Here is a 22,437-nt window from a genome sequence, read left to right as displayed (position 1 = left end):
CGCCCCCGCCCCACCTCTTCTGGTGTGGGGGGGCCCCGATTCTTCGTTCCGGCGCGCGGTGTCAGTCCCGCGCCTCGGCCAGCAGCTTCTGGATCCGCGAGATGCCCTCGACCAGGTCCTCGTCACCCAGGGCGTACGACAGACGCAGATAGCCCGGCGTGCCGAAGGCCTCGCCCGGGACGACCGCGACCTCGACCTCGTCCAGGATCAGCGCGGCGAGCTCGACGCTGTTCTGCGGGCGCTTGCCGCGGATCTCCTTGCCGACGAGGCCCTTCACCGACGGGTACGCGTAGAAGGCGCCCTCGGGCTCGGGGCAGACCACGCCGTCGATCTCGTTGAGCATCCGCACGATGGTCTTGCGGCGCCGGTCGAAGGCCTCGCGCATCTTCTCGACGGCGACGAGGTCACCGGAGACGGCGGCGATGGCGGCGACCTGCGCGACGTTCGACACGTTGGACGTGGCGTGCGACTGGAGGTTCGTCGCGGCCTTCACGACGTCCTTCGGGCCGATGATCCACCCCACGCGCCAGCCGGTCATGGCGTACGTCTTCGCGACGCCGTTGACCACGATGCACTTGTCGCGCAGCTCGGGCAGGAGCGCGGGCAGCGAGGTGAACTCGGCGTCTCCGTAGACGAGGTGCTCGTAGATCTCGTCCGTCATGACCCACAGGCCGTGCTCGTGCGCCCAGCGGCCGATGGCCTCGGCGTCCTCGCGGCTGTAGACGGCGCCGGTCGGGTTGGACGGCGACACGAAGAGCACGACCTTCGTCTTCTCCGTGCGCGCGGCCTCCAGCTGCTCCACGGAGACGCGGTAGCCGGTGGTCTCGTCGGCGACGACCTCGACCGGGACGCCGCCCGCGAGACGGATCGACTCCGGGTACGTCGTCCAGTACGGCGCCGGGACGATGACCTCGTCGCCCGGGTCGAGGATCGCGGCGAAGGCCTCGTAGATGGCCTGCTTGCCGCCGTTGGTCACCAGGATCTCGGCGGCCTCGGGCTCGTAACCGGAGTCGCGCAGCGTCTTCGCGGCGATCGCGGCCTTGAGCTCGGGCAGGCCGCCGGCCGGCGTGTAGCGGTGATACTTCGGGTTCTTGCAGGCCTCGACGGCCGCCTCGACGATGTAGTCCGGCGTCGGGAAGTCCGGCTCGCCCGCGCCGAAACCGATCACCGGGCGCCCGGCGGCCTTGAGGGCCTTGGCCTTGGCGTCGACGGCGAGGGTCGCGGACTCGGAGATCGCGCCGATGCGGGCGGAGACCCGGCGCTCGGTGGGAGGAGTGACAGCGCTCATGGCTCCATCGTTCCAGACCCGCAAGCCCCCGGGCACACGGGTTTGCAGGACCACCGGAACGACTGGCGGATCGCGGCGGATCGGTCCGCGGCGCCCTTTCTGTTCGACGGGGGGCCGCGGACCACGTACACTCACTCGTCGTTGGCCCTCACCGGCCGTTCCTTCCACCGCACTCGGTGCACATGGTCGGATGCGGTAGGTTGGGGGAATCCAAAGGGTCGTAGCTCAATTGGTAGAGCACTGGTCTCCAAAACCAGCGGTTGGGGGTTCAAGTCCCTCCGGCCCTGCTACACACTCCTTCGCCAGGATGTGTGCGCATGTACGTACTGCATTGCACCGCCGTGCGGCTCAACCGGGCGCGGCACGGCCACGACCCGGAAATCAGGTGAGGACGAGTGACGGACGCCGTGGGCTCCATCGACATGCCTGATGCCCAGGACGAGGCGCCGGAGTCCAAGAAGAAGGCCCGCAAGGGCGGCAAGCGCGGAAAGAAGGGCCCCTTCGGCCGTCTCGCGCTCTTCTACCGCCAGATCGTCGCGGAGCTCCGCAAGGTTGTCTGGCCCACGCGCACTCAGCTCACGACCTACACCACTGTCGTGATCGTCTTCGTCGTCATCATGATCGGTCTCGTGACCGTGATTGACTATGGCTTCAGCAACCTCATCAAGTACATCTTCGGCTGAGCCGAAAGCGAAGGGCGCCGCACCTGGCGCCCCTTTCGCGCGTTCCACCCCTATGTAGCCAGGAAGAAGCAGCCACCGTGTCTGACCCGAACCTGAACGACGCCATCGAGTCGGCGGAGTCCGTGGAGGACCAGATCGACATCGTCGAGGCGGCGGACGCCGTGGAGCCGGACGAGGCCGAGGCTGCGGACGCCGCCGCGGGTGCGCCCGCCGAGGAGGCGGCCCTGCACGTGGACGCCGACGACGCCGATGACTCCGTCGAGGACGCCGCCGCTGCCGACGTCGACGCCGAGGACGACGAGACCGCCGAGATCGCCGAGATCGACGAGTCCGCCGAGGACGACGCCGTCGAGGCGGCCGACGAGGAGCCCGCGGAGCCGGTCGACCCCATCGCCGCCCTGCGTGACGAGCTGCGCGGCCTGCCCGGCGAGTGGTACGTCATCCACACGTACGCCGGTTACGAGAACCGCGTGAAGACCAACCTCGAGCAGCGCGCCGTCTCGCTGAACGTCGAGGACTACATCTTCCAGGCCGAGGTGCCGCAGGAAGAGGTCGTCCAGATCAAGAACGGCGACCGCAAGACCATCCGCCAGAACAAGCTCCCGGGCTACGTCCTGGTGCGCATGGACCTGACGAACGAGTCCTGGGGCGTCGTCCGCAACACGCCCGGCGTCACCGGCTTCGTCGGCAACGCCTACGACCCGTACCCGCTGACCCTGGACGAGATCGTCAAGATGCTCGCCCCGGAGGCCGAGGAGAAGGCCGCCCGCGAGGCCGCCGAGGCCGAGGGCAAGCCCGCCCCGCAGCGCAAGGTCGAGGTCCAGGTCCTGGACTTCGAGGTCGGCGACTCGGTCACCGTCACCGACGGCCCGTTCGCCACGCTCCAGGCGACGATCAACGAGATCAACGCCGACTCGAAGAAGGTCAAGGGCCTCGTCGAGATCTTCGGCCGCGAGACCCCGGTCGAGCTGAGCTTCGACCAGATCCAGAAGAACTGACGCGACGCTCTTCCGACAGGGCCCCCGACCAGCGGACTTCCGCTGATCGGGGGCCCTGTCGCATGCCCTGGCGCAGCCTTCGACGGAGTAAATGTGTTCCGCGCCACAACCATCCGGTGCCTCGGGCTGTCTGACCTGGTAGACGGAACCGCCCGGCCTCTTCTCCGCCCTCCACGACTCGCTCTCGCGCCCAGGGGATCTCTGCGACCCTGACGCGGCGATTTGTGGTGCTCTGCGGTGGTATCGCCGGGTGGGCCCACTCATCCACGAGCAAGGGGGACCACCTCATGCGAGCTCGCAAGACCGTGATCGCCGCCTCCGTCGGCGCCCTCATCCTCCTCGGCGCCGGATCGTCCCTGGCCGGCACGGGCCCCGCCCCCGCACCCGACTCCAGAAGGGCGGCCCCCCAGTCGACCGCGCCGTCGCCGGACGGGAACCCGCGCAGCGCCAGGGCCCAGGCGGCCGGGGTCTGCGCCGACGCCTACCAGATCGGGACCACCGCCTACATCGACAGGAACGGCGCGCACGCGGCGTCGGTGAAGCAGTTCTACTCGCCCTCGTGCAAGGCGAACTACGGCTACGTATGGGTGTGGAAGAGCTTCCGCGACCGGGTCAGTGACTACGACGTCAGCGCCGGCGTCTACAGCTACGCCCGCGACGAGATCGTCGGCCAGGACTGGTGGAACCGGACCAACAGCGCGGAGTTCTGGTCCTACCCCGCGGACACGGCCGACGAGTGCACCTCGGCGATCGGGATGCTGCGCGCGCCCGGCGACGCGCTGCCGGGTCAGGCCAAGACGTCCAAGCGCTGCTGAGCGGGGTGCGCCGGGCGCTGCCGGGCGCGCCGTGCCTGCCGGAAGGCCGCGGGCCCCGTCCCTGGAGGGCGGGGCCCGCGGGCCTGCTCGGTTATCGGTTTGGGCCCCGCCGCGATACCCGTTATCGTAGTGCGGTATGCCTCCATCCGAATGATCCGGATGATCTCCGCAGAGTCTCTCAGGAGCCGCCGCGGAGTCGTCGTAACGATCATGGACTGGATGGGGCTCAACACTCTCACTAGGACCCGGAGAGAGCAATGCCTCCCAAGAAGAAGAAGGTCACGGGGCTGATCAAGCTCCAGATCCAGGCTGGCGCCGCCAACCCGGCCCCGCCCGTCGGCCCCGCGCTGGGTCAGCACGGCGTGAACATCATGGAGTTCTGCAAGGCCTACAACGCCGCGACCGAGTCGCAGCGTGGCTGGGTGATCCCGGTGGAGATCACGGTCTACGAGGACCGCTCCTTCACCTTCATCACCAAGACGCCGCCGGCCGCGAAGATGATCCTCAAGGCCGCGGGCGTGGAGAAGGGCTCCGGCGAGCCGCACAAGACCAAGGTCGCCAAGATCACCGAGGCGCAGGTCCGCGAGATCGCCACCACGAAGATGCCCGACCTCAACGCCAACGACCTCGACGCCGCGTCGAAGATCATCGCTGGCACCGCCCGCTCCATGGGCATCACGGTCGAGGGCTGATCCCAGCCCCCGACGGAGCCGCGCAGTCGGCACCGTGACCTGAAGTGGCAGGGCCAGGCGCTGGTCCGGACCACGAACTCCAAACCTGAACCTCAGGAGTAGAAGTGAAGCGCAGCAAGACTCTCCGCGCTGCGGACGCCAAGATCGACCGGGACAAGCTGTACGCCCCGCTCGAGGCCGTCCGTCTCGCCAAGGAGACCTCCGCGACCAAGTTCGACGGCACCGTCGAGGTCGCCTTCCGCCTGGGTGTCGACCCGCGCAAGGCCGACCAGATGGTCCGTGGCACCGTGAACCTCCCGCACGGCACCGGTAAGACCGCCCGGGTCCTGGTCTTCGCGACCGGTGACCGTGCTGCGGCCGCGGAAGCCGCCGGAGCCGACATCGTCGGCGCCGACGAGCTGATCGACGAGGTCTCCAAGGGCCGCCTGGACTTCGACGCCGTCGTCGCCACCCCGGACCTCATGGGCAAGGTCGGCCGCCTCGGCCGCGTGCTCGGTCCGCGTGGTCTGATGCCGAACCCGAAGACCGGCACCGTCACCCCCGACGTCGTGAAGGCTGTCAACGACATCAAGGGCGGCAAGATCGAGTTCCGCGTCGACAAGCACTCGAACCTGCACTTCATCATCGGCAAGGTGTCCTTCGACGACACCAAGCTGGTGGAGAACTACGCCGCGGCCCTGGAGGAGATCCTCCGTCTGAAGCCGTCGGCCGCCAAGGGCCGCTACATCAAGAAGGCCGCCATCACCACCACGATGGGCCCCGGCATTCCGCTGGACTCGAACCGCACCCGCAACCTCCTCGTCGAGGAGGACCCGGCCGCCGTCTGATCCAGACAGCAGCCGTGCGTCGGCGCATTCGTGACGGGTCCCGCAACCATTCGTGGTGCGGGACCCGTCCCGTTGTTCGGGTAGACGCTCGAAGAACGAGCTTTCCCTGAACGTGATTTCGGCAACGTACGGGACACGCGGGGGGCGGGCCGCGCTAGCGTGCTGGCTCTCCATGGACGCAAGGGGTGGGACGACATGAACGGCACGACAGCGCGCCGCGTGGCGCTGGCGATCGCGGCCGCGGCGGCTCTGACCGGACTGACGGCCTGTGGCTCCTCCGACGGCTCGGACGACTCCAAGGACTCCGCGGACAAGGGCGGCAAGGGCGGCGTGGACGTCAGCCCGATAGCGGCCCTGCGCACCATCGAGAGCACCACCGACAAGGCCGACTCCGCGAATGTCGAGTCGGACACCACCATGGGCTCCATGATGTCCATGAAGGCCAAGGGCACCCTCGGCTGGGGCGACGGCCTCAAGGGCACCATGACCATCACGTACACCGGCGGCCAGATGGCCGAGACGATGCGCCAGACCGGCAGCAGCACGATGGAGGCCCGCTATCTGCCGGACGCGTACTACGCCAGGATGGGCGAGCAGTTCGCCGCCCAGGCCGGCGGCAAGCACTGGGTGAAGTACTCGTACGACTTCCTTGAGCAGGTCGGCGGGGCCTCCGGCGCGTACATGAAGGACGCGATGCAGAACAGCACGCCGCACCAGTCGGTGAAGATGCTGCTCGCCTCCGGTGACGTGAAGAAGGTCGGCCAGGAGAAGGTCCGGGGCGTGAACACCACGCACTACTCGGGCACGGTCGACGTCGCCGAGCTCGCGGAGAAGTCCTCCGGGCTCAGCAAGTCCCAGCTCTCCGAGATGAAGACCCAGCTGGAGCAGGCCGGCATCACGACCGAGACCGTCGACATCTGGGTCAACGACGAGAACCTGCTGGTCAAGAAGGTCGAGAAGGGCCAGATGAAGACCGGCGAGCTGTCGGCGACCGCGTACTACAGCGACTACGGCACCGAGGTCTCCGCCGAGGAGCCGCCGGCCGGTGACACCTCGGACTTCAAGGACCTGATGAACCGGCAGCCCGGAGCGTAAAGAACCCGGAGGAAACCGCCCGTACCCGTCAGGTAATCTCGCCCCACCGCAATAGTTGGATCAAATGTTCCAACGCATGTTCCTAGGGGTGGGGTCTTGAGCACTTCCGTACGTACCGGGCGCAAGAGGGTCACGGTTGCCGCGCTGGCGGCCGTCGTGCTGGCCGGCGGCGCGGTGAGCTGTGGCTCGGAGAAGGACGACAAGGCGGACAAGGCGGGTAGCGACCTCGCGCCCGCCGCGGCCGTCAAGAAGGCCGCGAAGAACAGCGAGAAGCTCACGTCGTTCAGCTTCCGCATGAAGGGCCAGGTCCCCGGGGACGAAGGGCGCGTGCAGGGCACGGCGTCGATGACGACCGAGCCGCTCGCCATGCGCATGATGATGTCCGCCCCCCAGTCGGGCGGCCCGGAGAAGGGCGAGATCCGGCTCGTCGACGGCGCTCTGTACGTCGACGGCGGCAAGGAGGCCGCCGCGGAGGCGGACGGCAAGCGCTGGATCAAGTTCGACACCAAGGCCATGCCCGGCGGGCGCAAGGGCGCCGGCAACTCCGCGGCCAGCCAGGCCGAGAAGAACCCGGCCGAGGAGTCCACCTTCCTGACCGGCTCCAAGGACGTGAAGAAGGTCGGCGAGGAGACCGTCGACGGCGTCGAGACCACCCACTACAAGGGCACGGTCACGCTGGCCGACCTGCGCGCGGACCTGAAGGACGAGGACGCGAAGACCCGCGAGAAGCGCGAGAAGGACCTCGCGAAGTTCGAGGACATGGGCATCGACAAGCTCTCGATGGACATGTGGATCGACGGCGAGGACCACACCAAGCAGTTCCGCACCCAGGGCAAGGGCGACGAGGGTCGCTTCGACATGACGATCACGTTCAGCGACCTGAACAAGCCGGTGAAGGTCACGGCGCCGCCGAAGAGCCAGGTCATGGACCTCGCCGAGATGATGAAGAAGCCGCAGGGCTGATCCGTCGGGCCCCGTGCGCGACCGATTTGCCTGACCCGCCGTGTGTCACGTAACCTTCCACAGAAGCCAAAGACCGCTGGTCGTTGCCGTGTGCTCGTAAGAGGGCGCGGCGGCCGAAGGATCCGCTTGAACTGCGGACGACCCGCGCAGGTGACTGTGGAAGTACTCCCGGACGCGTTCGTGCCCGGTCGAGTTCACGCCCCGTGCATCTGCGCCGGGGCGTTTCGTTTTGCAGAGCCCCTTCCCCGTGTGCCTGATACAGGCGGTCCGGCGACGTGCGGCTGATCGAAAGGTCAGTCGAGGATTCATCACCCCGGAAGGAGGCCGAGGCTCATGGCGACGTCCGACAAGGTCGCAGCCGTCGAGGAGATCACGCGCGATCTGCGTGACTCCAACGCTGCTGTTGTCACTTCGTACACCGGACTGTCCGTGGCGCAGCTCAAGCAGCTCCGCCGTTCTCTCGGTGACAACGCTCAGTACCGAGTGGTGAAGAACACGCTGACCAAGATCGCGGCCAAGGAGGCCGGGATCACCACGCTGGACGAGCACCTTCAGGGCTCGACGGCTGTCGCTTTCGTGACCGGTGACCCGGTCGAGGCGGCGAAGGGTCTTCGTGACTTCGCCAAGGACAACCCCGCTCTCGTCATCAAGGGCGGTGTCCTTGACGGCAAGGCGCTGTCCGCCGACGAGATCAAGAAGCTTGCGGACCTCGAGTCCCGCGAGGTTCTGCTCAGCAAGCTGGCGGGTGCCATGAAGGGCAAGCAGTCCCAGGCTGCCTCTGTCTTCCAGGCGCTCCCGTCGAAGCTCGTCCGCACCGTGGACGCGCTTCGCGCCAAGCAGGCCGAGCAGGGCGGTGCCGAGTAATTCGGCTCGCGAAATGACCGCCGCCTGAGGCGACGGTCACAGCGGGCCGAACGTACGCCCGCCACACAAGAACATCGGCACCAGCCGAATTAGTGGAAGGATCGCCCATCATGGCGAAGCTCAGCCAGGAAGACCTGCTCGCGCAGTTCGAGGGCATGACCCTCATCGAGCTCTCCGAGTTCGTGTCCGCGTTCGAGGAGAAGTTCGACGTCACCGCCGCCGCTGCCGCGCCGGTCGTCGTCGCCGGTGGTGCCGCTGGCGGCGCCGCCGAGGCCGCCGAGGAGAAGGACGAGTTCGACGTCATCCTCACCGGCGCCGGCGACAAGAAGATCCAGGTCATCAAGGTCGTGCGTGAGCTGACCTCCCTGGGTCTGAAGGAGGCCAAGGACCTCGTCGACGGCACCCCGAAGCCGGTCCTCGAGAAGGTCGCCAAGGACGCCGCGGAGAAGGCCGCCGAGGCCCTCAAGGGCGCCGGCGCCTCCGTCGAGGTCAAGTAAGACCTCACGGAGTCGTACGCGACTCCTCGAGCCCGCGGCCCCGTGAGGGACCGCACGGCTCCCGCGCTGTAACGCGCACGCACTGAAGGGCGATCACCCAACTGGGTGGTCGCCCTTCGGCATGTTCGTGACGGCTGCCTTGCACTGACGGCACCGGCGAGTATGGTGATCTTCGTTGTGCCTCCGGGCGGCCCCCGGTGGCTCCGCGGTCGGAGCCTGTCGGGGCAGGGGGGCCTTGACGAACCGCACGCAGCGCGCAATTCTCAGGACGCGTCGTCACAACGATCCGCATCCGAGGCATGGATCGGCGACGTAGAGGGCAGTATCGATGTGCGCAGAGGACGTGGCTTGCCGCAGGTGTTGAGAACAACGAGGGTCTCCAGAAACCCGCACTGGACATCAGTGGGCCAGGTGGCTACACTGACCCTTTGCGCTGCCTGTTAGCTGCCTCCTGCCCGTCACCAGGGGCATGCCCTCGCTTGAGCACCGTGGATAGAAGCCACCCTGACCTGGGATTTCTGTCTCTGTGTCCAGTGGGGGACCGGTACGCGCGTAGTGAGTCCGAGCCCTCGGAAGGACCCCCTCTTGGCCGCCTCGCGCACTGCCTCGACCGCGAATACGAACAACGGCGCCAGCACCGCCCCGCTGCGCATCTCCTTTGCAAAGATCAAGGAGCCCCTCGAGGTTCCGAACCTTCTTGCGCTGCAGACCGAGAGCTTTGACTGGCTGCTCGGCAATGACGCGTGGAAGGCTCGTGTCGAGGCGGCTCTGGACAGCGGACAGGACGTCCCCACCAAGTCCGGTCTGGAGGAGATCTTCGAGGAGATCTCCCCGATCGAGGACTTCTCCGGGTCGATGTCGCTGACGTTCCGCGACCACCGTTTTGAGCCTCCGAAGAACTCGATCGACGAGTGCAAGGAGCGCGACTTCACGTTCGCCGCCCCGCTCTTCGTCACCGCCGAGTTCACCAACAACGAGACCGGTGAGATCAAGTCCCAGACGGTCTTCATGGGCGACTTCCCGCTCATGACGAACAAGGGCACCTTCGTCATCAACGGCACCGAGCGTGTCGTGGTGTCGCAGCTGGTCCGTTCGCCCGGTGTCTACTTCGACTCCTCCATCGACAAGACGTCCGACAAGGACATCTTCTCCGCCAAGATCATCCCGTCCCGGGGTGCCTGGCTCGAGATGGAGATCGACAAGCGCGACATGGTCGGCGTCCGCATCGACCGCAAGCGCAAGCAGTCCGTCACCGTGCTCCTGAAGGCTCTCGGCTGGACCACCGAGCAGATCCTCGAGGAGTTCGGCGAGTACGAGTCCATGCGCGCCACCCTGGAGAAGGACCACACCCAGGGCCAGGACGACGCGCTGCTCGACATCTACCGCAAGCTGCGCCCGGGCGAGCCCCCGACGCGCGAGGCCGCGCAGACGCTGCTCGAGAACCTGTACTTCAACCCGAAGCGCTACGACCTCGCGAAGGTCGGCCGCTACAAGGTCAACAAGAAGCTGGGCGCGGACGCCCCGCTCGACGCGGGCATCCTGACCGTCGAGGACATCATCTCGACGATCAAGTACCTGGTGAAGCTGCACGCCGGTGAGACCGAGACGGTCGGCGACAACGGCACGCAGATCGTCGTCGAGACCGACGACATCGACCACTTCGGCAACCGCCGCCTGCGCAACGTCGGCGAGCTCATCCAGAACCAGGTCCGCACGGGTCTGGCTCGTATGGAGCGCGTCGTCCGCGAGCGCATGACGACGCAGGACGTCGAGGCGATCACGCCGCAGACGCTGATCAACATCCGGCCGGTCGTCGCCTCCATCAAGGAGTTCTTCGGCACCAGCCAGCTGTCGCAGTTCATGGACCAGAACAACCCGCTGTCGGGCCTGACGCACAAGCGTCGCCTCTCGGCGCTCGGCCCCGGTGGTCTGAGCCGTGAGCGGGCCGGCTTCGAGGTCCGAGACGTGCACCCGTCCCACTACGGACGCATGTGCCCGATCGAGACCCCCGAAGGCCCGAACATCGGTCTGATCGGTTCGCTGGCCTCCTACGGCCGCGTGAACGCGTTCGGCTTCGTCGAGACGCCGTACCGCAAGGTCGTCGACGACCAGGTCACCGACGAGGTGGACTACCTGACCGCCGACGAGGAGGACCGGTTCGTCATCGCGCAGGCCAACGCCGCGCTGAACGACGACATGCGCTTCGCCGAGGCGCGCGTCCTGGTCCGCCGTCGTGGCGGAGAGGTCGACTACGTCCCGGGCTCCGACGTGGACTACATGGACGTCTCCCCGCGCCAGATGGTGTCGGTCGCGACCGCCATGATCCCGTTCCTCGAGCACGACGACGCCAACCGCGCGCTCATGGGCGCGAACATGATGCGCCAGGCCGTGCCGCTGATCACCGCCGAGGCCCCCCTCGTCGGCACCGGCATGGAGTACCGCTGCGCGGTCGACGCCGGTGACGTGATCAAGGCCGAGAAGGCGGGTGTGGTCCAGGAGGTCTCCGCGGACTACATCACCGTCACCAACGACGACGGCACGTACACCACGTACCGCGTCGCCAAGTTCTCCCGCTCGAACCAGGGCACCTCGGTCAACCAGAAGGTTGTCGTCGAGGAAGGCGCCCGGGTCATCGAGGGCCAGGTCCTCGCCGACGGTCCCGCGACCGAAGAGGGCGAGATGGCCCTCGGCAAGAACCTGCTCGTGGCGTTCATGCCGTGGGAGGGTCACAACTACGAGGACGCGATCATCCTGTCGCAGCGCCTCGTCCAGGACGACGTCCTCTCCTCGATCCACATCGAGGAGCACGAGGTCGACGCCCGTGACACCAAGCTCGGCCCCGAGGAGATCACCCGGGACATCCCGAACGTCTCCGAGGAGGTCCTCGCCGACCTCGACGAGCGCGGCATCATCCGCATCGGCGCCGAGGTCATCGCGGGCGACATCCTCGTCGGCAAGGTCACCCCGAAGGGCGAGACCGAGCTGACGCCGGAGGAGCGCCTGCTCCGCGCGATCTTCGGTGAGAAGGCCCGCGAGGTCCGTGACACCTCCCTGAAGGTGCCGCACGGCGAGACCGGCAAGGTCATCGGCGTCCGCGTCTTCGACCGTGAAGAGGGCGACGAGCTGCCCCCGGGCGTGAACCAGCTGGTTCGTGTCTACGTGGCGCAGAAGCGCAAGATCACGGACGGTGACAAGCTCGCCGGCCGGCACGGCAACAAGGGTGTTATCTCGAAGATCCTTCCGATCGAGGACATGCCGTTCCTCGAGGACGGAACTCCGGTCGACATCATCCTCAACCCGCTCGGTGTCCCGTCCCGAATGAACCCGGGACAGGTCCTGGAGATCCACCTCGGCTGGCTCGCCAGCCGCGGCTGGGACGTCTCCGGCCTCGCCGACGAGTGGGCCCAGCGCCTGCAGGCGATCGGCGCCGACTCGGTCGCCCCGGGCACGAACGTCGCCACCCCGGTGTTCGACGGCGCCCGCGAGGACGAGCTGGCCGGTCTGCTCCAGCACACCATCCCGAACCGCGACGGCGAGCGCATGGTGCTCCCGTCCGGCAAGGCGCGTCTGTTCGACGGCCGCTCCGGCGAGCCGTTCCCGGACCCGATCTCGGTCGGGTACATGTACATCCTCAAGCTGCACCACCTGGTCGACGACAAGCTGCACGCCCGCTCGACCGGTCCGTACTCGATGATCACCCAGCAGCCGCTGGGTGGTAAGGCTCAGTTCGGTGGCCAGCGCTTCGGTGAGATGGAGGTGTGGGCGCTTGAGGCCTACGGCGCCGCGTACGCCCTCCAGGAGCTGCTGACGATCAAGTCCGACGACGTCACCGGCCGCGTGAAGGTCTACGAGGCCATCGTCAAGGGCGAGAACATCCCTGAGCCCGGCATTCCTGAGTCCTTCAAGGTGCTCATCAAGGAAATGCAGTCCCTGTGCCTCAACGTGGAGGTGCTGTCCTCGGACGGCATGTCCATCGAGATGCGCGACACGGACGAGGACGTCTTCCGCGCCGCGGAGGAGCTCGGCATCGACCTGTCCCGGCGCGAGCCGAGCAGCGTCGAAGAGGTCTGACGGGTCCCCCGCAACCCCAGGTGCGCCTGGGGTTGCGGGCCCCCGGACCCCTTACAGACCATGATTGAGACACGACCCTGAGAGGGATTGACGCATAGTGCTCGACGTCAACTTCTTCGACGAGCTCCGGATCGGCCTGGCCACCGCGGACGACATCCGTCAGTGGAGCCACGGCGAGGTCAAGAAGCCCGAGACCATCAACTACCGCACGCTCAAGCCCGAAAAGGACGGACTCTTCTGCGAGAAGATCTTCGGTCCGACCCGGGACTGGGAGTGCTACTGCGGCAAGTACAAGCGCGTCCGCTTCAAGGGCATCATCTGCGAGCGCTGCGGCGTCGAGGTCACTCGCGCCAAGGTGCGTCGTGAGCGGATGGGCCACATCGAGCTGGCCGCGCCCGTCACGCACATCTGGTACTTCAAGGGCGTCCCGTCGCGCCTTGGCTACCTGCTCGACCTCGCCCCGAAGGACCTCGAGAAGGTCATCTACTTCGCGGCGTACATGATCACGTTCGTGGACGAGGAGCGCCGCACGCGCGACCTGCCCTCCCTGGAGGCGCACGTCTCCGTGGAGCGTCAGCAGATCGAGAACCGCCGCGACGCCGACCTCGAGGCCCGCGCCAAGAAGCTCGAGACCGACCTGGCCGAGCTCGAGGCCGAGGGCGCCAAGGCCGACGTGCGCCGCAAGGTGCGCGAGGGTGCCGAGCGCGAGATGAAGCAGCTGCGCGACCGCGCGCAGCGCGAGATCGACCGTCTCGACGAGGTGTGGAACCGCTTCAAGAACCTCAAGGTCCAGGACCTCGAGGGCGACGAGCTGCTCTACCGCGAGCTGCGTGACCGCTTCGGCACGTACTTCGACGGCTCGATGGGTGCCGCGGCGCTGCAGAAGCGCCTGGAGTCCTTCGACCTCGACGAGGAGGCCGAGCGCCTCCGCGAGATCATCCGCACCGGCAAGGGCCAGAAGAAGACCCGTGCGCTCAAGCGCCTCAAGGTCGTCTCCGCGTTCCTGCAGACCAGCAACAGCCCCAAGGGCATGGTGCTCGACTGCGTGCCGGTCATCCCGCCGGACCTGCGTCCGATGGTGCAGCTGGACGGTGGCCGCTTCGCGACCTCCGACCTGAACGACCTGTACCGCCGCGTGATCAACCGCAACAACCGCCTGAAGCGCCTTCTCGACCTCGGTGCGCCCGAGATCATCGTGAACAACGAGAAGCGCATGCTCCAGGAGGCGGTCGACGCCCTCTTCGACAACGGCCGTCGTGGCCGCCCGGTGACGGGCCCCGGCAACCGTCCGCTGAAGTCCCTCAGCGACATGCTGAAGGGCAAGCAGGGTCGATTCCGTCAGAACCTGCTCGGTAAGCGTGTGGACTACTCCGCGCGTTCCGTGATCGTCGTCGGTCCGCAGCTGAAGCTGCACCAGTGCGGTCTGCCCAAGGCCATGGCCCTGGAGCTCTTCAAGCCGTTCGTGATGAAGCGCCTGGTCGACCTGAACCACGCGCAGAACATCAAGAGCGCCAAGCGGATGGTCGAGCGCGGCCGCACGGTCGTGTACGACGTCCTCGAAGAGGTCATCGCGGAGCACCCGGTCCTCCTGAACCGTGCGCCCACGCTGCACCGCCTCGGCATCCAGGCCTTCGAGCCGCAGCTGGTCGAGGGCAAGGCCATCCAGATCCACCCGCTCGTCTGCACCGCGTTCAACGCGGACTTCGACGGTGACCAGATGGCCGTGCACCTGCCGCTGTCCGCGGAGGCGCAGGCCGAGGCCCGCATCCTGATGCTGTCCTCGAACAACATCCTCAAGCCCGCCGACGGCCGCCCGGTGACGATGCCGACGCAGGACATGGTCCTGGGTCTGTTCTTCCTCACCACGGACGGCGAGGGCCGCGGGGTCAAGGGCGAGGACCGCTCCTTCGGCTCCACCGCCGAGGCGATCATGGCGTTCGACGCGGGCGAGCTCTCGCTCCAGTCGAAGGTCGACATCCGCTTCCCGGTGGGCACCATCCCGCCGCGCGGCTGGACGCCTCCGGCCGCCGAGGAGGGCGAGCAGGAGTACCAGCAGGGCGACAGCTTCCGGCTGCGTACGACCCTGGGCCGCGCGCTCTTCAACGAGCTGCTGCCCGAGGACTACCCGTTCGTCGACTACGAGGTCGGCAAGAAGCAGCTCTCCGAGATCGTCAACGACCTCGCCGAGCGCTACCCCAAGGTCATCGTGGCGGCGACGCTCGACAACCTGAAGGCGGCCGGCTTCTACTGGGCGACCCGTTCCGGCGTCACCGTGGCCATCTCCGACGTCGTCGTCCCCGAGGCGAAGAAGGAAATCGTCGCGGGCTACGAGGCGCAGGACGAGAAGGTCCAGAAGCAGTACGAGCGCGGTCTGATCACCAAGGAAGAGCGCACGCAGGAGCTCATCGCGATCTGGACCAAGGCGACCAACGAGGTCGCCGAGGCGATGAACGCGAACTTCCCCAAGACCAACCCCATCTTCATGATGGTTGACTCGGGTGCCCGAGGAAACATGATGCAGATGCGCCAGATCGCCGGTATGCGTGGTCTGGTGTCGAACGCCAAGAACGAGACGATCCCGCGTCCGATCAAGGCCTCCTTCCGTGAGGGCCTGTCGGTCCTTGAGTACTTCATCTCGACTCACGGTGCTCGTAAGGGTCTTGCGGACACGGCTCTCCGTACCGCCGACTCCGGTTACCTCACCCGTCGTCTGGTCGACGTCTCCCAGGACGTCATCATTCGCGAGGAGGACTGCGGCACCGAGCGCGGTCTGAAGCTGAAGATCGCGGTCCGCGGCGAGGACGGCGTGCTCCGCAAGACGGAGAACGTCGAGACGTCCGTGTACGCCCGCATGCTGGCCGAGGACGTCGTCATCGACGGCAAGGTCATCGCGCCGGCCAACGTCGACCTGGGTGACGTCCTGATCGACGCCCTGGTCGCCAACGGCGTCGAGGAGGTCAAGACCCGCTCGGTCCTGACCTGTGAGTCCGCGGTCGGCACCTGCGCCTTCTGCTACGGCCGCTCGCTGGCCACCGGCAAGCTGGTCGACATCGGTGAGGCGGTCGGCATCATCGCCGCCCAGTCCATCGGTGAGCCCGGTACCCAGCTGACGATGCGTACCTTCCACACCGGTGGTGTGGCCGGTGACGACATCACCCAGGGTCTGCCCCGTGTCGTCGAGCTCTTCGAGGCCCGTACGCCGAAGGGTGTCGCCCCGATCTCCGAGGCCGCGGGCCGCGTCCGCATCGAGGAGACCGAGAAGACCAAGAAGATCGTCGTCACCCCGGACGACGGCAGCGACGAGACGGCGTTCCCGATCTCGAAGCGCGCCCGTCTCCTGGTCGGCGAGGGCGACCACGTCGAGGTGGGCCAGAAGCTCACCGTGGGTGCCACCAACCCGCACGACGTGCTCCGGATCCTCGGTCAGCGCGCGGTCCAGGTCCACCTGGTCGGCGAGGTCCAGAAGGTCTACAACTCGCAGGGCGTGTCGATCCACGACAAGCACATCGAGATCATCATCCGGCAGATGCTGCGCCGCGTGACGATCATCGAGTCCGGCGACGCGGAGCTGCTGCCGGGCGAGCTCGTCGAGCGCTCGAAGTTCGAGACCGAGAACCGTCGTGTGGTCACCGAGGGCGGTCACCCCGCCTCCGGCCGTCCGCAGCTGATGGGTATCACCAAGGCCTCGCTGGCGACGGAGTCCTGGCTGTCGGCCGCCTCCTTCCAGGAGACGACCCGAGTCCTGACGGATGCGGCGATCAACGCCAAGTCCGACAGCCTCATCGGCCTCAAGGAGAACGTCATCATCGGTAAGCTCATCCCGGCCGGTACGGGCCTGTCCCGCTACCGCAACATCCGGGTCGAGCCGACCGAGGAGGCCAAGGCCGCGATGTACTCGGCCGTCGGCTACGACGACATCGACTACTCGCCGTTCGGCACCGGCTCCGGCCAGGCCGTGCCGCTGGAGGACTACGACTACGGTCCGTACAACCAGTAAGCGAGTCATACGCCGCAGGGCGGTCACCCGAGAAGGATCGGGTGGCCGCCCTGCGGCGCTTTGACGCATGATGGAGGGCACAACGGTGTGGGGGAGTGTGCGTTTCGTGTCGAATCCGTCGTGGCAGCCGGCGCCGTGGCCGGGACAGCAGGGCCAGCCGTCGATGCTGGCAGGGAATTCCGACCGTGAGCGTGCCGTCGACGTGCTGCGCGCGGGCTTCGCCGAGGGCCGCCTCCAGCAGCCCGAGTACGAGCGGCGCATCGAGCGTGCCTACAAGGCGCGGACCGTGGGGGAGCTGGGGCTCCTCGTCGCCGACCTCCCGCAGGGCCCGACCGGCTTCCAGCAGACCATGCCGGGCGTGCCGCACACCTTCATGCCCGCTCCGGTGCCGCCCACCAACAGCAAGGCCACCGCGGCGCTGGTGTGCGGCGTCGCGACCTTCCTCACGCTCGGCGCGACGGGCGTTCCCGCGGTCATCCTCGGCCATATGGCGCGGGGTGAGATCCGTCGCACGGACGAGCGCGGCGACGGCATGGCGGTGGCGGGCCTGGCCCTGGGCTGGCTGTCGATCGCGGGCTGGGCGCTGCTCCTGCTGCTTATCGTGGCGGCGTCCTCGAATTGACAGGGGCGCTGCCCGGCGTGTCCCGTGTGCGGGGTATTTGTTTTGACCGCAGCGAATGAGGTAGGTACGCTCAGACCTTGTGCCTGGGGTGTGCCCGGGCTCGTGTGCGTGTCTTCAGCCGCACGGCGGGCCCAATCCGGCCACCGTAATCTGCGCCCTCCTCGCCTTCAGCGGGAGTCTGCAGCATTCGACACACCCGACCGCGTGGGTCGGCAACGTTCCAGGTTAGCTTTACTACTCGGCACACAGAAACCGGAGAAGTAGTGCCTACGATCCAGCAGCTGGTCCGCAAGGGCCGGCAGGACAAGGTCGAGAAGAACAAGACGCCCGCACTCGAGGGTTCGCCCCAGCGCCGCGGCGTCTGCACGCGTGTGTTCACGACCACCCCGAAGAAGCCGAACTCGGCCCTCCGTAAGGTCGCGCGTGTGCGTCTGACCTCCGGCATCGAGGTCACGGCCTACATTCCGGGTGAGGGACACAACCTGCAGGAGCACTCCATCGTGCTCGTGCGCGGCGGCCGTGTGAAGGACCTGCCGGGTGTTCGCTACAAGATCATCCGCGGCTCCCTCGACACCCAGGGTGTCAAGAACCGCAAGCAGGCCCGCAGCCGCTACGGCGCCAAGAAGGAGAAGTAAGAATGCCTCGTAAGGGCCCCGCCCCGAAGCGCCCGGTCATCATTGACCCGGTCTACGGTTCTCCTCTGGTGACCTCCCTCATCAACAAGGTGCTGCTGAACGGCAAGCGCTCCACCGCCGAGCGCATCGTCTACGGCGCCATGGAGGGTCTGCGCGAGAAGACCGGCAACGACCCGGTCATCACGCTGAAGCGCGCGCTCGAGAACATCAAGCCGACCCTCGAGGTCAAGTCCCGCCGCGTCGGTGGTGCGACCTACCAGGTGCCGATCGAGGTCAAGCCCGGTCGCGCCAACACGCTGGCCCTGCGCTGGCTGGTCGGTTACTCCCGCGCCCGTCGCGAGAAGACCATGACCGAGCGTCTGCTCAACGAGCTCCTCGACGCCTCCAACGGCCTGGGTGCCGCTGTGAAGAAGCGCGAGGACACCCACAAGATGGCCGAGTCCAACAAGGCCTTCGCGCACTACCGCTGGTAGTCGCTACCCCCATCGAGACCGAGAGAAGACTGAGCCGATATGGCTACCACTTCACTTGACCTGGCCAAGGTGCGCAACATCGGCATCATGGCTCACATCGACGCGGGCAAGACGACGACCACCGAGCGGATCCTGTTCTACACCGGTGTCTCGTACAAGATCGGTGAGGTCCACGACGGTGCCGCCACGATGGACTGGATGGAGCAGGAGCAGGAGCGTGGCATCACGATCACCTCTGCTGCCACCACCTGTCACTGGCCGCTGAACGACGTCGATCACACGATCAACATCATCGACACCCCGGGTCACGTCGACTTCACCGTCGAGGTGGAGCGCTCCCTGCGCGTGCTCGACGGTGCCGTGACGGTGTTCGACGGCGTCGCCGGTGTCGAGCCCCAGTCCGAGACCGTGTGGCGTCAGGCGGACCGCTACGGCGTCCCGCGCATCTGCTTCGTCAACAAGCTCGACCGCACGGGTGCCGAGTTCCACCGCTGCGTCGACATGATCGTCGACCGCCTCGGTGCGACCCCGATCGTCATGCAGCTGCCCATCGGCGCGGAGGCTGACTTCAAGGGCGTCGTCGACCTCGTCACGATGAAGGCCTTCGTCTGGTCCGCCGAGACCAAGATGGGCGAGGCCTACGACATCGTCGACATCCCGGACACGCACGCCGAGGCCGCCGACGAGTGGCGCGGCAAGCTGCTCGAGGCCGTCGCCGAGAACGACGAGCAGATGATGGAGCTGTACCTCGAGGGCCAGGAGCCCACCGAGGAGCAGCTGTACGCGGCGATCCGTCGCATCACCATCGCCTCCGGCAAGGGCGGCGACACCACCGTCACCCCCGTGTTCTGCGGCACCGCGTTCAAGAACAAGGGCGTTCAGCCCCTGCTCGACGCCGTCGTGCGCTACCTGCCCTCCCCCCTGGACGTCGAGGCCATCGAGGGCCACGGCGTGAAGGACCCGGACGAGGTCGTCAAGCGCAAGCCGTCCGACGACGAGCCGCTGGCCGCCCTCGCGTTCAAGATCGCGAGCGACCCGCACCTCGGCAAGCTCACCTTCGTCCGGATCTACTCCGGTCGCCTGGACTCCGGCACCGCCGTGCTGAACTCCGTCAAGGGCAAGAAGGAGCGCATCGGCAAGATCTACCGCATGCACGCGAACAAGCGTGAGGAGATCGAGTCGGTGGGCGCCGGCGACATCGTCGCCGTCATGGGTCTGAAGCAGACCACCACGGGCGAGACGCTCTGTGACGAGAAGGCCCCGGTCATCCTGGAGTCCATGGACTTCCCGGCGCCGGTGATCCAGGTCGCCATCGAGCCGAAGTCCAAGGGTGACCAGGAGAAGCTGGGTGTCGCCATCCAGCGCCTCTCGGAGGAGGACCCCTCCTTCCAGGTCCACTCGGACGAGGAGACCGGCCAGACCATCATCGGTGGTATGGGCGAGCTTCACCTCGAGGTGCTCGTCGACCGCATGAAGCGCGAGTTCCGCGTCGAGGCGAACGTCGGCAAGCCGCAGGTCGCGTACCGCGAGACGATCCGCAAGGCCGTCGAGCGCGTGGACTACACCCACAAGAAGCAGACCGGTGGTACCGGTCAGTTCGCCAAGGTGCAGATCGCGATCGAGCCCATCACGGACGGCGACGCGTCGTACGAGTTCGTGAACAAGGTCACCGGTGGCCGCATCCCGCGGGAGTACATCCCGTCGGTGGACGCCGGTGCGCAGGAGGCCATGCAGTTCGGCATCCTGGCGGGCTACGAGATGACGGGCGTCCGCGTCACGCTCATCGACGGTGCCTACCACGAGGTCGACTCCTCCGAGCTCGCCTTCAAGATCGCCGGTTCGCAGGCCTTCAAGGAGGCCGCGCGCAAGGCCAGCCCCGTGCTGCTCGAGCCGATGATGGCCGTCGAGGTCACCACGCCCGAGGACTACATGGGCGACGTCATCGGCGACATCAACTCCCGCCGTGGCCAGATCCAGGCCATGGAGGAGCGCAGTGGCGCCCGGGTCGTCAAGGGCCTGGTCCCGCTGTCGGAGATGTTCGGCTACGTCGGAGACCTCCGCAGCAAGACGTCGGGTCGCGCAAGCTACTCGATGCAGTTCGACTCCTACGCCGAGGTTCCGCGGAACGTCGCCGAGGAGATCATCGCGAAGGCCAAGGGCGAGTAACTCACCCGAGTTCACGCTTTAGGCTTGACTCCGGAGCTTCCGGGGCGTTCCGGCCCTTACCGGGACGGAGTGCCCCGGGCCCCGGGCACCCCAGCAAAGATCACCTGGCGCCGATGAAGTAAGGCGTACAGAACCACTCCACAGGAGGACCCCAGTGGCGAAGGCGAAGTTCGAGCGGACTAAGCCGCACGTCAACATCGGCACCATCGGTCACATCGACCACGGTAAGACGACCCTCACGGCCGCCATTACCAAGGTGCTGCACGACGCGTACCCCGACCTGAACGAGGCCTCGGCCTTTGACCAGATCGACAAGGCTCCCGAGGAGCGCCAGCGCGGTATCACCATCTCCATCGCGCACGTCGAGTACCAGACGGAGACGCGTCACTACGCCCACGTCGACTGCCCCGGTCACGCGGACTACATCAAGAACATGATCACGGGTGCGGCGCAGATGGACGGCGCCATCCTCGTGGTCGCCGCCACCGACGGCCCGATGCCGCAGACCAAGGAGCACGTGCTCCTGGCCCGCCAGGTCGGCGTTCCGTACATCGTCGTCGCCCTGAACAAGGCCGACATGGTGGACGACGAGGAGATCCTGGAGCTCGTCGAGCTCGAGGTCCGTGAGCTCCTCTCCGAGTACGAGTTCCCGGGCGACGACGTCCCGGTCGTCAAGGTCTCGGCGCTCAAGGCGCTCGAGGGCGACGCCGAGTGGGGCAAGTCCGTCCTCGACCTGATGAAGGCCGTCGACGAGGCCATCCCGCAGCCCGAGCGTGACGTCGACAAGCCGTTCCTGATGCCGATCGAGGACGTCTTCACGATCACCGGTCGTGGCACCGTCGTCACCGGTCGTATCGAGCGTGGTGTCCTGAAGGTCAACGAGACCGTTGACATCATCGGCATCAAGCAGGAGAAGACCACCACCACGGTCACCGGCATCGAGATGTTCCGCAAGCTGCTCGACGAGGGCCAGGCCGGTGAGAACGTCGGTCTGCTGCTCCGCGGCATCAAGCGCGAGGACGTCGAGCGCGGCCAGGTCATCATCAAGCCGGGCTCGGTCACGCCGCACACCGAGTTCGAGGCGCAGGCCTACATCCTCTCCAAGGACGAGGGTGGCCGCCACACGCCGTTCTTCAACAACTACCGTCCGCAGTTCTACTTCCGTACGACGGACGTGACGGGCGTTGTGACCCTCCCCGAGGGCACCGAGATGGTCATGCCGGGTGACAACACCGAGATGAAGGTGGAGCTCATCCAGCCGGTCGCCATGGAGGAGGGCCTGAAGTTCGCCATCCGTGAGGGTGGCCGGACCGTCGGCGCCGGCCAGGTCACCAAGATCAACAAGTAAGTTCCCTTGCTTGTGGATCGGGTCTGACCCGGCTGCTCTGCACTGAGCAACAAGAAGCCCCGCTCGCCCTGTGGCGAGCGGGGCTTCCTGTCGTCGGACCGCCGTCGGTCCGCCGTTGGGCGAAGGGGGTTCTTCTGGCGGCGAGCCCCGGCCGAGCGGCTTGACAATCGGCTCGATTGGCCTTCGTCGTCCCAGGTGTGGCACACTGTTCAGGTTGCTCGGTTGAGTGCCGATGCTGCGCGCCTCCCGCCGGGAGGACTGAAAGCGAGTCCCACAGTACTCGTCGCCCCATCTGCCGTAAGGCAGCGCTGTGGCGGACGTACGGGAATCTTTCGGGAAGTGCAGCGCGGAGGCTCGGCCAGGCGCCCGGTGGGTTTCTTCCCCCGGACCCGCGGTCATCCAG

At 67.0% G+C, this 22,437-nt stretch carries 17 protein-coding genes and 1 tRNA gene; 17 read left to right on the top strand and 1 reads right to left on the bottom strand.

The window, feature by feature from the left end; all coding sequences use genetic code 11:
- Positions 1–61 precede the first annotated feature (61 nt).
- Positions 62–1,288: a pyridoxal phosphate-dependent aminotransferase gene (locus tag ACFWZ5_RS28345; protein ID WP_384798712.1), complete on the bottom strand. Its 1,227-nt coding sequence runs from the start codon at positions 1,286–1,288 to the stop codon at positions 62–64.
- A 214-nt stretch (positions 1,289–1,502) separates the two neighbouring features.
- On the opposite strand from ACFWZ5_RS28345, the gene ACFWZ5_RS28340 reads away from it, so the two are divergent.
- The 17 genes from ACFWZ5_RS28340 to tuf all read left to right on the top strand — a co-directional run bounded on the left by ACFWZ5_RS28340 (position 1,503) and on the right by tuf (position 22,034).
- Positions 1,503–1,575 (top strand) — tRNA-Trp (locus ACFWZ5_RS28340).
- A 108-nt stretch (positions 1,576–1,683) separates the two neighbouring features.
- A complete protein-coding gene (gene secE / locus ACFWZ5_RS28335) occupies positions 1,684–1,971 on the top strand; it encodes a preprotein translocase subunit SecE (RefSeq protein ID WP_384798715.1) in 288 nt (95 codons plus the stop codon).
- A gap of 77 nt (positions 1,972–2,048) precedes the next feature.
- Entirely contained in the window at positions 2,049–2,969 is a 921-nt protein-coding gene (gene nusG / locus ACFWZ5_RS28330; RefSeq protein ID WP_384798718.1) for a transcription termination/antitermination protein NusG, read from the top strand.
- A 287-nt stretch (positions 2,970–3,256) separates the two neighbouring features.
- The gene (locus ACFWZ5_RS28325; RefSeq protein ID WP_384798721.1) at positions 3,257–3,784 is read left to right on the top strand and encodes a hypothetical protein; all 528 of its coding nucleotides are present in this window, start codon (positions 3,257–3,259) and stop codon (positions 3,782–3,784) included.
- Between the two features lie 257 nt (positions 3,785–4,041).
- Positions 4,042–4,476, top strand: coding sequence for a 50S ribosomal protein L11 (rplK, locus tag ACFWZ5_RS28320; RefSeq protein ID WP_016645192.1), 435 nt, complete (start codon positions 4,042–4,044; stop codon positions 4,474–4,476).
- A 104-nt stretch (positions 4,477–4,580) separates the two neighbouring features.
- A complete protein-coding gene (gene rplA / locus ACFWZ5_RS28315; RefSeq protein ID WP_384798724.1) occupies positions 4,581–5,303 on the top strand; it encodes a 50S ribosomal protein L1 in 723 nt (240 codons plus the stop codon).
- Positions 5,304–5,498: 195 nt separating this feature from the next.
- Entirely contained in the window at positions 5,499–6,398 is a 900-nt protein-coding gene (locus ACFWZ5_RS28310; protein WP_384798727.1) for a hypothetical protein, read from the top strand.
- Between the two features lie 96 nt (positions 6,399–6,494).
- Positions 6,495–7,361, top strand: a complete 867-nt coding sequence (locus tag ACFWZ5_RS28305; protein WP_384798729.1) for a DUF1396 domain-containing protein — start codon at positions 6,495–6,497, stop codon at positions 7,359–7,361.
- A gap of 333 nt (positions 7,362–7,694) precedes the next feature.
- Positions 7,695–8,225, top strand: coding sequence for a 50S ribosomal protein L10 (rplJ, locus tag ACFWZ5_RS28300; protein WP_384798731.1), 531 nt, complete (start codon positions 7,695–7,697; stop codon positions 8,223–8,225).
- A gap of 110 nt (positions 8,226–8,335) precedes the next feature.
- Positions 8,336–8,722 (top strand): 50S ribosomal protein L7/L12, encoded by a 387-nt coding sequence (gene rplL, locus ACFWZ5_RS28295; protein WP_384798734.1) that lies wholly within the window; start codon positions 8,336–8,338, stop codon positions 8,720–8,722.
- Positions 8,723–9,307: 585 nt separating this feature from the next.
- Positions 9,308–12,793 carry a DNA-directed RNA polymerase subunit beta gene (gene rpoB / locus ACFWZ5_RS28290; RefSeq protein WP_384798737.1) on the top strand — a complete coding sequence of 1,162 codons (3,486 nt, stop codon included), beginning with the start codon at positions 9,308–9,310 and terminating at the stop codon, positions 12,791–12,793.
- A 97-nt stretch (positions 12,794–12,890) separates the two neighbouring features.
- Positions 12,891–16,790, top strand: a complete 3,900-nt coding sequence (locus tag ACFWZ5_RS28285; RefSeq protein WP_384798740.1) for a DNA-directed RNA polymerase subunit beta' — start codon at positions 12,891–12,893, stop codon at positions 16,788–16,790.
- Positions 16,791–16,896: 106 nt separating this feature from the next.
- Positions 16,897–17,412, top strand: a complete 516-nt coding sequence (locus ACFWZ5_RS28280; protein ID WP_384798743.1) for a DUF1707 and DUF4190 domain-containing protein — start codon at positions 16,897–16,899, stop codon at positions 17,410–17,412.
- A 263-nt stretch (positions 17,413–17,675) separates the two neighbouring features.
- Positions 17,676–18,047, top strand: coding sequence for a 30S ribosomal protein S12 (gene rpsL, locus ACFWZ5_RS28275; protein WP_003948652.1), 372 nt, complete (start codon positions 17,676–17,678; stop codon positions 18,045–18,047).
- Between the two features lie 2 nt (positions 18,048–18,049).
- Positions 18,050–18,520: a 30S ribosomal protein S7 gene (rpsG, locus tag ACFWZ5_RS28270; RefSeq protein ID WP_003974303.1), complete on the top strand. Its 471-nt coding sequence runs from the start codon at positions 18,050–18,052 to the stop codon at positions 18,518–18,520.
- Between the two features lie 39 nt (positions 18,521–18,559).
- Positions 18,560–20,686 carry an elongation factor G gene (fusA, locus tag ACFWZ5_RS28265; protein ID WP_384798746.1) on the top strand — a complete coding sequence of 709 codons (2,127 nt, stop codon included), beginning with the start codon at positions 18,560–18,562 and terminating at the stop codon, positions 20,684–20,686.
- 154 nt (positions 20,687–20,840) lie between these two features.
- Entirely contained in the window at positions 20,841–22,034 is a 1,194-nt protein-coding gene (gene tuf / locus ACFWZ5_RS28260; RefSeq protein ID WP_384798749.1) for an elongation factor Tu, read from the top strand.
- The last annotated feature ends 403 nt before the right edge of the window (positions 22,035–22,437 follow it).

The organism is Streptomyces sp. NPDC059003, assembly GCF_042740445.1.
Taxonomy (GTDB): domain Bacteria; phylum Actinomycetota; class Actinomycetes; order Streptomycetales; family Streptomycetaceae; genus Streptomyces.
This window is presented reverse-complemented; position numbering and strand designations above follow the sequence as displayed.